Here is a 16,030-nt window from a genome sequence, read left to right on the forward strand (position 1 = left end):
GATTTATCCGCGAATGAATGCACCGCGCTTTTTCAGGCATTACGCGTTGTCTTCATTCGCGGATAAATCCGCTCCCACAAGGGTTTATGCCTTAACTGACCGGCATTGGGGCAAGCCCTGCTCCTCCTTGATCAGGCCTTCACGGCCTCCCCCGCCAACTCCTCCACTTCACCGCGCTTGATCACCGCATACACCACCGCCGTCAGCACACTGCCCGCCACGATAGCCAGCAGATAGAGCAAGGCATGGTTGATCGCATTCGGAATCAACATCACAAACAGCCCGCCATGGGGTGCCATCAGCTTGCAGCCGAAGTACATCGACAGCGCACCGGTCAACGCGCCACCGGCGATGCTGGCCGGGATCACCCGCAGCGGGTCCTTGGCCGCAAACGGAATCGCGCCCTCGGAGATAAAGCACAGCCCCAGCACCAGCGCGGCCTTGCCGGCTTCGCGTTCGCTCTGGGCAAACTTGCGCCGGGCAATAAAGGTTGCGATGCCCAAGCCGATCGGCGGCACCATTCCCGCCGCCATGGTCGCCGCCATCGGCGCGTAACTTTGTGATGCCAGCAAGCCGACCGAAAACGCATAGGCAGCCTTGTTGATCGGTCCGCCCAGGTCGACGCACATCATGCCACCCAGCAATACCCCCAGCAGGATCGCGTTGGTGGTGCCCATGCTGTCGAGAAAATGCGTCAGTGCCGTGAGCATGCCCGCCACCGGCGCGCCGACCACATAGATCATCACCAGACCGGTGAACAGGCTGGCCAGCAACGGAATGATCAGGATCGGCTTGAGCGCTTCCAGGCTGCTGGGCAGGCGCGCCCAACGGTTGATCGCCTGGGCGCTGTAGCCGGCCAGGAAGCCCGCCACGATCCCGCCGATAAAACCGGCCCCCAGGGTGCTGGCCAGCAAGCCACCGATCATCCCCGGCGCAAGGCCCGGACGGTCGGCGATCGAATAGGCGATATAGCCCGCCAGCAACGGTACCATCAGCTTGAACGCCGCCTCACCGCCGATCTGCATCAAGGCCGCCGGCAAGGTGCCCGGCTCCTTGAAGGCATTGATGCCGAATACGAATGACAAGGCAATCAACAACCCGCCCGCCACCACCATCGGCAACATGAACGACACGCCGGTGAGCAGGTGTTTGTAAACGCCCTTCTTCTCGCTGGTCGAGGCCGTGCTGGCGGTGCTGGCTGCCGCTTCCGTCCGGGCTTCGGCCAAGGCCTTGTTCAGGGTGGCCTGGGCCTGCTTCAACGCGATGCCGGTGCCACAACGGTAGATGCGCTTACCGGCAAACCGCTCGGTGGGCACATCGATGTCTGCTGCCAGCAACACCACATCGGCCTCGGCAATGGCGTCGGCCGACAACGGGTTACGCGCACCGACCGAGCCCTGGGTTTCCACCTTCAAGCTGTAACCCAGTTGGCTCGCCGCCTGCTGCAAGGCTTCGGCTGCCATGAAGGTATGCGCCACCCCGGTCGGGCAGGCCGTAATCGCGACAATACGCGGCGCCGCTGCCGCCGCGGCAACCGGTGCGGCCACGGCTTCGGGAGCATAGGGCCGGGCCAGTTCCGCGGCCTGGGTCAGAAACGCTTCGCTGTCCTGCAAGGCCTGCGCCGGCGTGCTTTGGAACAAGCGCTTGCCGACAAAACGGTCCAGCGCCACCGGCCCGCTGCTGATGACCAATACCCAGTCGGCGGCGTCGATGGTCGCTTGCGAGAGTTGGCGTTCGGGGTGTTGCGCGTCGGTCACTTCGACGCTGGTGCTCCAGCCCAGACGCTGCGCGGCAGCTGCCAGCAAACGGGCACTGAGCACACTGGAAACCATGGCATTAGGGCAGGCCGTGATGATTGCGACGTTCATGGGCGTTCCTCTTGTTCTTCGGTCAGGGCGCGGACGCTCACGCCATCTTCAAGCTGTTTCAATCGCTCGGGGTCGTCGATGCCAAAGCCGATTTGGGTCACCGCCATCGCGGCAATGGCTGTCGCAGTTCGCAGGCTGTGTTCGGCGTTATCGCTGCCGAGCAAGCCGTGCACCATACCGGCCAGCAACGAGTCGCCGGCACCGACCGTGCTGGCCACACGAACCCTGGGCGGCTGGGCGTGCAGGGCTGCCTGGGCACTGAACCAGCTCACGCCGTCGGCGCCCTGGGAAATCACCACATGCTGGATGCCTTGAGCGCGCAGCTGGGACGCGGCCAGTCGCTGTTCGGCCTGGGTCTCGACACTGCGGCCGAGCACCTCGCCCAGCTCCTCGGTGTTCGGCTTGACCAGCCAGGGCTGCGCTTGCAGACCGGCGCGCAAGGCCTCGTGGCTGGTGTCCAGGGCGACCTTCAGCCCCAGACTCTTGAGCCGGACCACCAGCGCCTGCAACCACTGCGGGCTGACGCCGCGCGGCAGGCTGCCGGCGACGACCACTGCATCATGCCCCGGCGCAATCTGCGCCAGCCGCTCCAGCAGCGCCTGCTGCGCGGCCTCGTCGACCTGCGGGCCAGGCCCGTTCACATCGGTGATGCAACCGTCGCGCTCGGCCAGTTTGATATTGCTGCGCGTCTCGCCGGGCACCCGAATAAAGGCATCGACAAACCCGCGCAGCTCAAACAGCGCCTCGAACGGTCCGGCATTGTCTTGACCGAGAAAGCCGCTGACGGTCATTTGATGGCCAAGGTCAGCCAACACTTGCGCCACGTTCAGACCCTTGCCGGCGGCATGGCTGTGCAGGGCCTCGCTGCGATTGACCTCGCCGACGCGCAGGGCAGCCAGTTCAACGGTGAGGTCCAGGGCCGGGTTCAGGGTAATGGTCAGAATCTTTGCCATCATGGGTTCTCCACCAGCGCACGAACGTCGCTGGCACTGCCGAGCGTCAGCGCTCGCCGGGCCAATTCAATGGCCGCGCTCAGGTTCAGCTCGCGCACGGCGGCCTTGACCTCGGGAATGCTGCGCGCCGAAACGCTCAGCTCGTCGACTTTCAGGCCCACCAGCAGCGGCACCGCGACCGGGTCTGCCGCCAGCTCACCGCACACCCCCACCCACTTGCCGTTGGCATGCGCGGCGCGCACGGTGATGTCGATCAGCTGCAACACCGCCGGGTGCAGGCCGTCGGCCTGCGCCGAAAGCGTCGGGTGGCCGCGGTCGATGGCCAGGGTGTATTGGGTCAGGTCATTGGTGCCGATGCTGAAGAAGTCCACTTCACGGGCCAGCACCGGGGCGAGCAAGGCTGCCGACGGCACCTCGATCATGATCCCCAGTTGCAGGTCGGCGACCGGGATGTCCTGGCGCAGGCGCTCGGTCATGTCCCGGGCCTGGCGCCATTCTTCGACGCTGCCGACCATGGGGAACATGATCCGCAACGGGCGGTTATTGGCCGAACGCAGCAACGCGCGCAACTGCGCTTCCATGATCTGCGGACGTTGCAGGGTCAGACGCACGCCGCGCACGCCGAGAAAGGGGTTTTCTTCCTTGGCGATCGGCCAATAGGGCAACGGTTTGTCGCCGCCCACATCGAGTGTGCGCACCACCAGCGGACGTCCGCCGAGGCCATCGAGCACGCGGCGGTATTCGGCTTCCTGCACCGCTTCGTCAGGGGCCTGGGAGTGGGCCATGAAAATCAGTTCGGTGCGCAGCAAGCCGACGCCTTCGGCGCCCTGCTCCACGGCCAGGGCGACACCGGCGCTTTCGCCGATGTTGGCGGCTACTTCGACGGTATGACCGTCGCGGGTACACGCCGGTTCGTGACGCTGGGCGGCGGCAGCCTGCAGGCGGGCTGCGCGGGTGTCACGGTCAGCAATGGCGCGTTGAAGCGCTTCGGGGGAAGGAGCGACGGTCAGGCGGCCGCGCTGGCCATCGATCAGCAATGGGCAGCCGGACTCCAGCAACAGCACACCTTCGCCCGCCCCGACCACCGCCGGAATCCCCAGGGCCCGCGCGACAATGGCACTGTGTGCAGTGGCGCCGCCGCGCGCGGTCAGAATCCCCGCCACGCGTTCAGGATCAAGACGGGCGACGTCGGACGGGCCGACTTCGTCCATCACCAGAATATAGGGCTGATCGGGCTCTTCCAGCGTGTGCACGCCGCACAACTGCGCCAGGACCCGGCGACCGATGTCGCGCAAGTCGGCAGCTCGTTCGGCGAGCAAGGCGTCGTCCAGCGACTCCTGCTGGCGAGCGGCGCTTTCAATCACACTGTTCCAGGCCGCTGCGGCGCTTTCACCTTGTTTGAGGCGGTGGGCGACGTCATCGGACAGAGACGGGTCGTTGAGCATTTCCTGGTGAGTGACGAGAATCTCGCGGATCGCTTTGGCCTTGCTGCGTTGAATCAGGCCTTCAATGTCCTGGCGCACGCAGGTCAACGCCTGCTGCAGACGCTCGCGCTCGAGACTGTGGGATTCGCCCCGCAGCGGGTATTCAAACTCGCGCAGCACATGAACATGCGCAGGGCCGATGGCAATCCCGGGCGCGGCAGCGATGCCTTGCACCACCGAACCCGGCGCGGGCGCCAACACTTGTGCGATGGACTCGACCACTTCCTCGGCGATCACCGCCGTCAGCGGCAGCGCTTCGACTTCCTCACCCAGGCCCTGCTCCACGGCGGCCAACAGCGCCGGCAAGGCGTCGGCGGCAATGCTGGGCTCGACAATGAATTCCAGCACCTGCCCACGCCGGGCGCCGAGGCTCAACAACTTGCTCAGGCTTTTCGCCGACACCGGCGCCTGGGTGCTGTCGAGCACGCGCAGATGAACCTCGCCCTCGAAGGCCTTGGCCACTTGCGCCAGCTCCTTGGCCGGGCGCGCGTGCAGGCCATGGGCATTGGCCAGCACGATGCGGGCACTTGGCCAGTCGGCGGGCACGTCGCCGCCCAAAGCCTGCAATACCGCACGCGGATTGGTGGCGTGGCCCAATTCATGGCCACGACCTTCGATCAAGAGCCCACAGAGGCGCTCCAGCAGGGCCTGATGGGCCTCGCCCAGGCTGGCCAGGCAGAACAGGCCATTGAGCGGCTGGCCCAGGTAACGCAGGGGCTTTTCCGGGGTGACGAAGGCCAGGCCCGGAAGCTTGACGGTCTGTTCGCTGTGCAACCACCACAGCCCGTCGCCCAGCGGCAAGGCGTCCACCTGCTGCAGCACGGCGGCAAAACCGTTGCTCACGCAGTCGGCCTGGCGCAGCAACCGGGCGCCGCGCCACACCAGCTCTTCAAAATCATCAGCCGGCACACCCAGGCCGATCAACTGGGCATCCAGCGCCAGCTCCTGCGGCGCCCCTTGCAGCAGCTTCAGCAGCGCGTCGGGGGTGCTGGCGCGGCGCAGCGCCTCGCCCAGATCAGTCTCGCCCAGCGCGCGGGTCAGCAACTGCAACAGGCGCAAGTGCTCGTCGGATTTGGCGGCAATGCCAATGGCCAGGTAAACCATTTGCCCATCGCCCCAATCCACGCCTTCAGGGAACTGCAACAGGCGCACGCCCGTGGCAAACACCAGGTCGCGGGTTTGCGGCGTACCGTGGGGGATCGCGATGCCCTGGCCAAGAAAGGTCGAGCCTTGCGCTTCGCGGGCTTGCAAACCGGCCAGGTAACCGTCAGCGACCAGGCCATCGGTAACCAGCCTGTCGGCGAGCAATTGCAAAGCGGCGGATTTGTCCACGGCCGTCTGGCCCATGCAGATCTGCTCTGAAGTGAGTTCGAGCATGACACTCTCCTTTGCAGCGCCCGGCAGACGCTGAGGTATTGTTGTGGATGTCACCAGCATAGGGGCAATCATTTACCCCACTGCCTGAATGCGCGTTCAGCTCGCTCGGTCGCAATTATTTTTGACCGCCTCGACACGTGTTTTTCGGCAGAAAAAACGCCAGCTGAATCGTTTAATCTTGAATAACAGGCACGTTACTCGATAATCTGCCAACCATAAAGCCCCATCCCGTCGGCCCGTTGCGACAATGGTCAGCTGCATGTGGTCCTACAGATAAGCGAGAATGCCCCTACGCTTTGTCGGTACTACAAGGAATCTACGGTTGAAACTCAGCGATATTGCCCGCCTGGCGGGGGTTTCTGTGACCACTGCCAGCTATGTCATCAATGGCAAGGCCGAGCAGCAACGCATCAGCAGCAACACTGTCGAGCGTGTGCGCGCGGTCGTGGAGCAGCATGGATTCACGCCCAACCCGCAAGCCGCCGGGCTTCGTAGCCGACACACGCGGACCTTGGGGTTTATCCTCCCGGACCTGGAAAACCCCAGTTACGCCCGCATCGCCAAACAGCTGGAGCAAGGCGCCCGCGCCCATGGCTACCAGTTGCTGATCGCCAGCAGCGACGATGACCCTGAAAGTGAACGGCAACTGCTGCAGCTGTTTCGCGCACGCCGTTGCGACGCGCTGTTTGTTGCCAGCTGCCTGTCGGCAGACGATGACTGCTATCGCCAATTGCAAGCCAAGGGGCTGCCGGTGATCGCCATCGACCGGGTCATGGACGCCGAGCACTTTTGTTCGGTGGTCAGCGACGACCGCCAAGCCAGCCTGCAGCTGACCCGCAGCCTGCTGACACCCTCGCCTCGGCATATCGCACTGATCGGTGCGCGCCCTGAACTGAGCGTCAGCCGTGAGCGTGCCGCCGGCTTCCAGCAAGCCCTGGAGTCCTTTAGCGGGACCGTAGAAATCGAGCAAGCGCCGGCCTTCAGCCGCGAATGCGGGCGCCAGGCAATGGCGGCGTTGATTGCGCGCCTGGGCCGCCTGCCCGATGCGTTGGTCACCACCTCGTATGTGCTGCTGCAAGGCGTCTTCGACGAGCTGCAACGCCAGCCTGCCAGCGCCCGCTCGCTGCACCTGGGCACCTTCGGTGACACCCAGTTGCTGGACTTCCTGCCGTTGCCCATCAATGCCATGGCCCAGCAACACGCGGTCATTGCCGAAACCGCGCTGCGCCTGGCGCTGGCGGCGGTGGAGAAACAACACTACACACCCGGCGTGCACGCCATCGCCCGAACCTTCAAACAGCGTATTTTCGAGGCCTGACCGTGCGCCTGATCGACACCCATACGCATCTGGATTTTCCAGAGTTTGATGTCGATCGCCCGGCAGTGCTCGGCAACGCACGGGCACTGGGCGTTGAGCGCATGGTGGTGCTCGGGGTCTTTCAGGGCAACTGGCAGCGGCTATGGGAACTGGTGCAAAAAGACCCTCAGCTGTATGCCGCCTTTGGCCTGCACCCGGTTTATCTGGACGAGCATCGCCTTGGGCACCTGGCCCAATTGCGTGGATGGCTGGAGCGCTTGGCCGGCCATCGGCAGCTGTGCGCCGTGGGTGAATTCGGCCTGGATTATTACCTTGAAGGGCTTGATCGCGAACGCCAGCAAACGCTGTTCGAAGCGCAGCTGACGCTGGCAGCGGACTTCGACCTGCCGGCACTGCTGCATGTGCGCCGCAGCCATGCGGTGGTGATCGCAACCCTCAAACGCTTCAAGCTCAAGCGCGCCGGCATCATTCATGCCTTTGCCGGCAGCCAGGAAGAAGCCCGCGAATACCTCAAGCTTGGCTTCAAGCTGGGCCTCGGCGGGGCCGCAACCTGGCCTCAGGCTTTGCGGCTGCGAAAGGTGATCGCGGCGCTGCCGATGGACGCGGTCGTGCTGGAAACCGATTCACCCGACATGGCCCCCGCCATGTTCCCGGGTGTGCGCAACAGCCCCGAACACTTGCCACAGATCGCCACGGCGCTGGCCGAGTTGATGGGTATGGATGTCGAGCAGCTCGCCAGCGCAAGTACCCGCAACAGCTGCGAGCTGTTTCAGTGGTGAGGCGCTTGCTCACACCCTGAACGCGCTGATCAAGCCCTTGAGTGTCACCACCTGCACCGACAACTCGCGGCTTGCGCTTTCGGTCTGGTCCGCCCCTTGCGCGGTGCGTTCACCCGCGCGGTTGATCTCGACGATGTTCTGGTCGATGGCCTGTGCCACAGCTGTCTGCTGCTCCACCGCCGCCGCGATCTGCTGGTTCTGGTCGACGATCATGCCCACCGCACCCAGTATATTTTCCAGCGCCTGCTCGACCTTTTCCGATTGGCTGACGGTATCGGACGCCATCTGGTGGCTGCCACCCATGGCCTTGACCGCCGCGCCCACGCCCTGCTGAAGGCGGCCGATCATCTGCTCGATTTCCTCGGTGGACTGTTGGGTGCGCTTGGCCAGGGTGCGCACCTCATCGGCAACCACCGCAAAACCGCGGCCCTGCTCCCCGGCGCGGGCGGCTTCGATGGCGGCATTGAGTGCCAGCAGGTTGGTCTGCTCGGCAATGCTCTTGATCACCTCCAGCACTCGGCTGATGGCCTGGCTGTCGGAGGCCAGTTGATTGATCACCTGCACCGACCGATCCATCTCGCCCGCAAGCTCGGCGATGCTGCCCTGTTGCAAGCGCACCAGGGCACGGCCACTGACGGTTTCCTGATTGACGCTGTGGGCACTCCCCGCCGCGGCAGCGGCATTGCGGGCCACCTCCTGAGCGGTGGCCGACATCTGGTTCATGGCCGTGGCAACCTGCTCGATCTGGCCACGCTGGCCGGCCACGGCCTGATTGCTGCTTGTCGAGACAACGTGGACCTCATCCGCTTGGCGTTGCACCTGCGCAACAGTCTGGCCAACTCGCTCGATCAGGTCGTGAATCTGGCGCACGGTATCGTTGAAGGTCTGGCCCAGCGCACCCAGTTCATCAGCGCTTCGCGGGACGAAGGTGACGGTCATGTCACCGCCGGCGACCTTGTCCATGGCGGCGCCCAGGTAGCGCAAGGTCGAGCGCGTCGATGCGTAGAAGCCACCGTACAGATACAGGATCAACAGGAATACCGTCGCCAGCGCGGCCGCCAGCAGCACCATCTGCAGGCGATGCTGCGCAAGGCGCTGATCCAGTTGTTGATTGAGGTAGCTGGCAAGGGCGCTGTCGAATCGGTAGGTGCGGGCCATCATGTCGCTGACCTGATCGTAGAAGACCGGCCAAGGGGCCTCCAGCGTATCGGCCATCACCACCTGCGCTTCGAACAGCTCGCTCGCCAGCTTCAATGAGCCGAGACTGTCAGCAGCCGTGGACCCCAATGCCAACGCTGCCGCACTGCCCGGTGCAAAGGTATCGCCGAGTTTCAAGGCATAGTCGGCCTGCAGTTTTTCCAGCCGCTGCTGCAACTCTTCAAAGCGGTTGCTGGCGGCCGAATCCAGAAAACCACGGCCCAGCGCGCCCGCCCCCAGCGTCCGACCCTCGCCGAGCGCCTGGGTCACCTGCGGGGTCACGTGGGTCAGCCATTCGCTCAGCTGTCGGACTGCACTGTCGCTGTCCTGGCTCAAGCCGGTTTGGCTGGCGATGATCTTGCTGAGCAGCAGCGCCTGGCCCAACAGTTTGTCGGCCAACGCGGTCTTGTTCTGCAAGGATGTTTCGAGACGAGCAGCCGCCAGCCCGCGGATTAACTCATCGCGCTTGACGGTAAAGGCCTGGGCGTCATCGGCCGGAACCTGGGCCAGCGCTTGCAGGCGTTTGTCGATGGCAGCTTCCAGCCTGTCGATCCGACCTTCCAGGTCGCCTGCCTTGCCGGACTGGCCCAGCACGGCGTTGATTTGCAGCAGGTTGCCGAGTGTCTCCAGGTCCTGGCGCAGGCCCAGGCTGCGCTCCAGCAAATCAAGGCTTTGCAGTTCGACGCGAGTGCCCTGGTACTGTCGCCAGGGATCACGGACAAGGTAGAAGTTGGTCACCAGCATCGGCAGGAAAAACAGGATGCTGATCAACGTGAACTTCATCCCGAAACTCAGGCGATTCATCAGCGCAATGGCCGGATACAGCAGGCTCTTCACAAGTCATGTCCCATTGATTTTATTATCGGGCAGACGCAGTAGCACAAAGCCACACGCGTGATCGCTGGCTTCTGTATAACCGATATCGACGGGGTGTTTTGTAACTAAAGGTTAAGCGATGGGCGACCGAGCCTCAGGGCGAGGCTCGGTGCAACGAAGCGATTTACAGCAGCACGGTGCAGAGCGCGAATACCGAATACCACAGCACCGCCGAACGCAGCAGCAGCTCCCACAGGCTGTCGAGGCTGGCGACCCCTTCAGCGCCCGCTACGGGGGGCGGCAGCTCATCGGCAGCACGCCCCACCTGAGCGATCAAGTGCCCGGCCGACAAATGCCAATTGAGCAGCTCACTGATCATCACCCGCCCAACCGCGACGAAATTGCCCACCAGCGCGAAGCTGATGGCCAACAGGCGCACCGGCAACCAGTCAAAGGCATGCCGCAACTGCTGGGCACAACGTCTCAATTCCCGGTTACGCGCATGCTCTTCGGTCAGTGCCAACAACCGATAACCCAGCGCCACCGCGGGGCCCATCAGGAAGTACCAGAAGATCACCGCAAAAAAACTCTGGTACGCCTGCCAGAGCAAATGCCCCTGCACCCGCTCCAGCAACTCGGGGCCGCTGTCGGCACCCAGCCCCAGGTCGCGTTCGGCGACGTGTTCGGCGGCCTGCACATCACCGCGTCGCCAGGCATCGCGAAACGGGCCAAGCGCGGCTTTGACGTCGCCACGGCCCAGGCTGTAGATCATCACCAGCAGGTGAATCGGAAACGCCAGCAGCCCATAGGCCACCGGCTCCAGGGCATACAAGACAAATGCCAGCAACACCACGGGGGCGAACACGCACACCGCCAGCGTCCACCAGGGCTGATTCTTCAGCCGTGGCCCGCGCTCAAGCCTGGCCAGCTCACGCAGATAAAAGCCGTCTTGCTGCAAGCGTTGGCGAAAGGCGGAAAATTTCTCGATCCACAACACCAGTAACAACACCAGAAAACTCATTGTGATTCCTCTTCAATCCTGAAGGCTGGCGAGATAACGCGACCAGTCGAACTCCGGGCCCGGGTCGGTCTTGCGCCCGGGCGCAATGTCACTATGGCCCTGGATACGTTGCGCGGTGATGGCGGGCCAGGCCGCCTGAATCTGCCGCGTCAAGGTCGCAAGGGAAGCGTATTGGGCATCGGTGAACGGTAGTTCATCGGTGCCTTCAAGCTCGATTCCCAGGGAAAAGTCATTGCACCCCTCGCGCCCGTCAAACCGGGATATACCCGCGTGCCAGGCGCGGTCAAGACAGGAGACAAACTGCGTCACCTTGCCGTCACGCTCAATCAGAAAATGCGCAGACACCCGCAAATCGGCGATGCCTTCAAAATAAGGGTGCTTGGTCACATCCAGGCAGTTTTGAAAAAACGCCTGCACATTGCCGGTGGCGAATTGCGCCGGCGGCAAGCTGATGTTGTGGATGACCAGCAGGGAAATTTCGCCCTCGGGGCGGGCGTTGAAATTGGGTGACGGGCAGTGCGTTATGCCGTCGCACCAACCGCTTGCGGGGTCCAGTTGCATGGAAATTCCTTGATCGCGGACATCAGTGCCTCAGTATGCCGCGATGACTGCCCGCTGGGCAGCGCCTCGATACATTTGGCCAACAAACTCTCAGGTATTTTCAAGCGAGGCCCGGACCGTTGCCAACGCACGATCGAACAACAAGGAATCATCCAGTTGACGGGCAATACCACGCCGCAGTGCGACCGCCAGCTCCATACGAGTCATCTCCAGGACCTTCATGCCGGTGCGGTTCACAAACACATACTTGCCGGGGGCGGCGATCACCGCTGCCAGTTTGCACCGCAGTGCTGGCTCCCCTTCCCGGGCTATTTCGAACCAGCGCCCCGGTCGCAGAGTGTCGACCCTCAGTAGCTGCGCATCTTCGCGGGCCAGGCTGATCGGTGCCTCATCCTGTTCGCGCGCATCAACGCTACCGAGCACAATCGGTCGCTCAACCCGCACCCGCGATGTGACCTGCTCGCCTTGAGGGGCTTGCGGGTCATGGATCTGCGGCTCAAAGGCCTGCACATGCAGGACTTCGAGCCGGGCGAAGAATTCTCGCGTGGCAAAGGGATCAAAGGCGCAATGGGTCAAGCCATCGCGCAGCGCCTTGAGCAACCCGGGCACGCGCTCAAGCAGGCGCAACTGGAAGTCCGGGTCGTTGCCAGGTCCGACACTCCAGACCAGCAAATCCAGGGTCGCCAGGCCTTCGCGCCATTGCGCCGACGTCTCGCCATGCTTGAGCCACGCCAGCAACAGGTACTGGCTCCACGCCCTTTCGATCAAGCTCAGCACTTCATCCGGCAGGGTCTTGCCGAGCAGTCGCCGGTTCAATTCATCTTCAACCCGGCGGCAGCCCCGTTCAGCGTTGGCGCGGCCCTCTTCGGCATCGCGGGTGCGCTGCTCGAGCAACTCACTGCGACGGCGCTCGTCACTGTTAAAGGCCAGAAATTCGGCCAGCAGCTCGGTGAAAATTGTCGGGTCATCGGCATACTCATCGAGCAGGCGCTGCACCAATTGCTCGACGCGCAAGTAGAACCCGTCCTGCCCACCGGCTTGCTGACCATCCCAGCCCAGAGCGGCACTGGCGACTTCGTTGAGCAAACGCCTGGCCGGGTGCTGGGGCCGATCGAGGAACTCGCGGTCCGACAACGCCACCTTCAACAGCGGGATCTGCAAGCGGACGATCAACGCCTTGATAGCAGCAGGCAGCCCGCACTCGCGGTCGATGGCTTCGAACAACAGCGCCATCAGGTTGAGTACGTCTTCGTCGAATTCGGACAGTACCCGCAGCGTGCCGCTTTTAACGCTCAAGCGTGACAGCATCTGCTCCAGCTGGTCGCGCAGGTCGAACTCAACCACGGCATCCGGCACCGGCACAAACTGCTGAAGATGGGAAAGCAGGCGCATTAAATCGCGGCTGGAAATCGGCTGGACGTTGGCGCTGCCGTCGCCGCGCCGGGCAAAGCGCCCACGCAGTGGCGCGAGCAAGGCTTCCCAGCGGGCGAATGCAGGTGGCGCAGCCTCTACCGGCCGGCCCGGCACGGCCACTGGCCCCCTGGGCTGGGTGATCCGTCGATCCACGCTGCGCCGATTCGGCATTGCCGCCAGCTCAGGCAGCACACCCGTGGCAATCAGCAGCTGATTGGCCTCGGCATACAATTGACCGACATCATTCAACACATACTTTTCAAACAGCTTGAGCACGATCAACTTGACCTTGATAACCACGCCCAGGCTGCGCCCCGATTGCAGGAAGCACTCGCAGAGCATGCCCGGCGCCAGCGGGTTTTCCGGGTCCTGGAGCGGACGCCCCATCAGGGTACTGAACCGGGTGGTCAATTGTCGAAGGGCTAAGCCGTCGCGGGCCAACACTTTGTCGACCATGGCATCGACCGCCACCGTGCGCTCCAGCTCATCGTTGGCCACCAGCATCAAGGTGTCGGTTGTTGCCGTACGTGACGACACCGGGACCAGGCGGTCCGGCCGATCCATCTCGATAAAGGCTTGCTGGAGCTTTTCGATAAAGCCACGCTCGATGCTTTTGCGCTTGAGGCGCAAATCGCGCATGGCTTCGAAGAAGGTGTTCTGATCGGCGAGCTTGTTGGCTTTGTCAGCCATTTCGAACAAGGTGTCATCGGCATTGTCGAACAGAGACTGCAGCCCCTTGCGCAATTGCATCACGGCCTGGTCACGCACTTGCAGCAAGACGACGGGCAGACGCACCAACGACGTGGAAGTCGATTGTTCGTGGGCGGCCTGTAAAGGCACCACTTTGCCGTCGTTGTGCATTCCGGTCTCCCTGCGAAGGTGCTGCGCCCTTGGACGTCAACGTAATGACGCCAGATCCATGGCGGATTATCTTGCAAAAAAAGTCGATTGCACCAGCGCCGCCTGGCCTGAAAGCCGGAACAGTGGACTGCCTCACGAAATAGACTGGAAAAATCTGGAAAAGGTTCGATGAAGCGACCAAATGCCTGAGCTTCTCACCATCTGCCACGCGCCTGTCGCCCCGGTGGGTGCACTGCCCTATAATCCGGGCCACTTAGTATTGGAGCCAGCCATGCCGAATCTTCGCCTCGCCGACCTGACTGCCGAAATCGAAGCCAATGTGCGCCGCGCGCTGTTGGAAGATATCGGTAGCGGCGACATCACCGCCCAGCTCATTCCCGAAGAACGTTTGGCCAAGGCCAACATCATCACCCGCGACGCCTGCGTGATCAGCGGCACAGCCTGGGTTGATGCCGTCTTCCGCCAACTGGACCCGCGCGTTGCCGTGCACTGGAAAGTGAACGATGGCGACCGGGCAGCTCCCAATCAGGAGCTGTTCAGCCTCGAAGGCCCGGCCCGAGCGCTGCTGAGCGGCGAGCGCAGCGCGCTGAACTTTTTGCAGCTGCTGTCGGGTGTGGCCACCCGTTCGCAGTCACTGGCCGACAAGGTGGCACACACCCAGGTCAAGTTGCTCGATACCCGCAAAACCTTGCCCGGCCTGCGCCTGGCCCAGAAATACGCCGTGACGTGTGGTGGCTGCCACAACCACCGCATCGGCCTGTATGACGCCTTTCTGATCAAGGAAAACCATATCGCAGCCTGCGGCGGCATTGCCAACGCCATCACCGCCGCCCACCGCATCGCCCCGGGCAAGCCGGTCGAAATTGAAGTCGAAAGCCTGGACGAACTGCGCGAAGCACTGGACGCTGGCGCCGACATCATCATGCTCGACGAACTGAGCCTGGATGACATGCGCGAAGCCGTACGCCTGAACGCCGGTCGGGCGAAGCTGGAAGCCAGCGGCGGCATCAATGAAAGCACGTTGGTGGTCGTCGCCGAGACCGGCGTGGACTACATCTCCATCGGTTCGCTGACCAAGGATGTGAAGGCCGTGGACTTGTCCATGCGCTTGAGCCTGTAACACGGCGCATGGCCTTTTCGCGGGCAAATGGATTGCCGATGTTGATTTTGTAATGAGTACCGCACATGAATAAGCAAGTCGTCATCAACACCCCGGCAGACATTGCCAAGTCCCGCGCTGCCGGGCAACTGGCCGCCGAAGTGCTCGCCTACCTGGTGCCACATGTCAAACCGGGCATTTCCACCGACGCGCTCGACCGCCTCTGCAACGACTACATCGTCAATGTGCAAAAAGTGACGCCTGCCAACGTGGGCTACCAGGGTTTTCCCAAAACCGTCTGCTCATCGGTCAACCACGTGGTGTGCCACGGCATCCCCTCGGGCGAGATCTTGAAAGACGGCGACATCATCAACCTCGATATCGCCGTCATCAAGGACGGTTGGTACGGTGACACCAGCCGCATGTACTTCGTGGGCGAACCCACGCCTCAGGCCAGGCGTCTGGTCAACACCACCTACGAAGCCATGTGCGCCGGCATCAAGGCTGTGCGTCCCGGCGCTACCCTGGGCGACATCGGCCACGCCATCCAGACCGTCGCCCACCGCGACGGCTTCAGCGTAGTGCGCGAATTCTGCGGCCACGGCATCAACAAGGTGTACCACGATGAACCCCAAGTGCTTCACTACGGCACCAAGGGGCTCGGCCTGAAGCTCAAGCCCGGGATGATCTTCACCATCGAACCGATGCTCAATGCCGGCAAGCACCAGGTGCAAATGCTCAAGGACGGCTGGACGGTCATCACCAAGGACCGCTCCCTGTCGGCGCAGTGGGAGCACATGGTGGTGGTGACGGACGATGGGTTTGAAGTGCTGACGGCCTGGCCGGATCAGTCGGATGAGTATCCGGCGATTGTTTGACGGATCTCAAAGGCGCCATCGTTCTTATGAGGGGGAGGCTTTTGTGGGGGGCTCTATGTCCAGGACAAGCCCGAAATAGCCTCCACCTCAAATTTTGGCGGGGAATGTGGGAGATTCTATGGTTGCCTGCAATTTTTTTGATGTAGGAGCCGAGCTTGTCGTGCGGTGGTCGAGCCGCGCCGCACAGTTTGAAGAAACGAGACTATCCGGCCTGTTCCGACCCATAAAAAGATCATAGTGCCACTGCCTGACACCAGGTAACACCATGACCCCAAGCACCAGGGACCGGCGCTCCACTCCCCGTTGCGCCCCCCTCATATAGCCCCGCTCACAAAGCATTCATTTCAGCAATATCACGCACCACCTGATCTGCAGAGCGGTCGAACATCGCCTGCTCCTGCGCAT

The 16,030-nt window shown here is 62.9% G+C and carries 11 protein-coding genes and 1 pseudogene; 4 read left to right on the forward strand and 8 right to left on the reverse strand.

What is annotated here, in order from left to right:
* Positions 1-131: 131 nt before the first annotated feature.
* The 3 genes from GUY40_RS23590 to ptsP are packed head-to-tail and all read right to left on the reverse strand — an operon-like array spanning position 132 to position 5,682.
* Positions 132-1,868 carry a PTS fructose-like transporter subunit IIB gene (locus GUY40_RS23590; protein WP_166571318.1) on the reverse strand — a complete coding sequence of 579 codons (1,737 nt, stop codon included), beginning with the start codon at positions 1,866-1,868 and terminating at the stop codon, positions 132-134.
* Positions 1,865-2,821, reverse strand: coding sequence for a 1-phosphofructokinase (pfkB, locus tag GUY40_RS23595; RefSeq protein WP_166571330.1), 957 nt, complete (start codon positions 2,819-2,821; stop codon positions 1,865-1,867). The genes GUY40_RS23590 and pfkB overlap by 4 nt, the downstream gene beginning before the upstream one ends.
* On the reverse strand, positions 2,821-5,682 hold the full coding sequence (gene ptsP, locus GUY40_RS23600; RefSeq protein ID WP_166571319.1) for a phosphoenolpyruvate--protein phosphotransferase: 2,862 nt from the start codon (positions 5,680-5,682) through the stop codon (positions 2,821-2,823). The genes pfkB and ptsP overlap by 1 nt, the downstream gene beginning before the upstream one ends.
* Positions 5,683-6,004: 322 nt before the next feature.
* On the opposite strand from ptsP, the gene cra reads away from it, so the two are divergent.
* Positions 6,005-7,000, forward strand: a complete 996-nt coding sequence (gene cra / locus GUY40_RS23605) for a catabolite repressor/activator (protein ID WP_166571320.1) — start codon at positions 6,005-6,007, stop codon at positions 6,998-7,000.
* A gap of 2 nt (positions 7,001-7,002) precedes the next feature.
* Positions 7,003-7,779, forward strand: coding sequence for a TatD family hydrolase (locus GUY40_RS23610; RefSeq protein WP_166571321.1), 777 nt, complete (start codon positions 7,003-7,005; stop codon positions 7,777-7,779).
* Between the two features lie 9 nt (positions 7,780-7,788).
* On the opposite strand, the gene GUY40_RS28915 is transcribed toward GUY40_RS23610, so the two are convergent.
* The 5 genes and pseudogenes from GUY40_RS28915 to GUY40_RS23630 form a co-directional block, all read right to left on the reverse strand.
* A complete protein-coding gene (locus GUY40_RS28915; RefSeq protein ID WP_371924952.1) occupies positions 7,789-8,718 on the reverse strand; it encodes a methyl-accepting chemotaxis protein in 930 nt (309 codons plus the stop codon).
* Positions 8,695-9,780, reverse strand: a pseudogene (locus GUY40_RS28920) (methyl-accepting chemotaxis protein); the annotation flags it as partial. The gene GUY40_RS28915 and the pseudogene GUY40_RS28920, both read right to left, overlap by 24 nt.
* 196 nt (positions 9,781-9,976) lie before the next feature.
* The gene (gene ampE, locus GUY40_RS23620) at positions 9,977-10,813 is read right to left on the reverse strand and encodes a regulatory signaling modulator protein AmpE (RefSeq protein WP_166571323.1); all 837 of its coding nucleotides are present in this window, start codon (positions 10,811-10,813) and stop codon (positions 9,977-9,979) included.
* Between the two features lie 12 nt (positions 10,814-10,825).
* Positions 10,826-11,374 carry a 1,6-anhydro-N-acetylmuramyl-L-alanine amidase AmpD gene (gene ampD / locus GUY40_RS23625; protein WP_166571324.1) on the reverse strand — a complete coding sequence of 183 codons (549 nt, stop codon included), beginning with the start codon at positions 11,372-11,374 and terminating at the stop codon, positions 10,826-10,828.
* 90 nt (positions 11,375-11,464) lie between these two features.
* Complete coding sequence (locus tag GUY40_RS23630) at positions 11,465-13,648, reverse strand: DUF1631 domain-containing protein (protein ID WP_166571325.1); 2,184 nt, start codon at positions 13,646-13,648, stop codon at positions 11,465-11,467.
* 271 nt (positions 13,649-13,919) lie between these two features.
* On the opposite strand from GUY40_RS23630, the gene nadC reads away from it, so the two are divergent.
* Together nadC and map are read left to right on the forward strand one after the other, a co-directional pair.
* Positions 13,920-14,768 carry a carboxylating nicotinate-nucleotide diphosphorylase gene (gene nadC / locus GUY40_RS23635; protein WP_166571326.1) on the forward strand — a complete coding sequence of 283 codons (849 nt, stop codon included), beginning with the start codon at positions 13,920-13,922 and terminating at the stop codon, positions 14,766-14,768.
* 65 nt (positions 14,769-14,833) lie between these two features.
* On the forward strand, positions 14,834-15,625 hold the full coding sequence (gene map, locus GUY40_RS23640) for a type I methionyl aminopeptidase (protein ID WP_166571327.1): 792 nt from the start codon (positions 14,834-14,836) through the stop codon (positions 15,623-15,625).
* Positions 15,626-16,030 lie beyond the last annotated feature (405 nt).

Source organism: Pseudomonas sp. R5(2019) (assembly GCF_009905435.1).
GTDB lineage: Bacteria > Pseudomonadota > Gammaproteobacteria > Pseudomonadales > Pseudomonadaceae > Aquipseudomonas.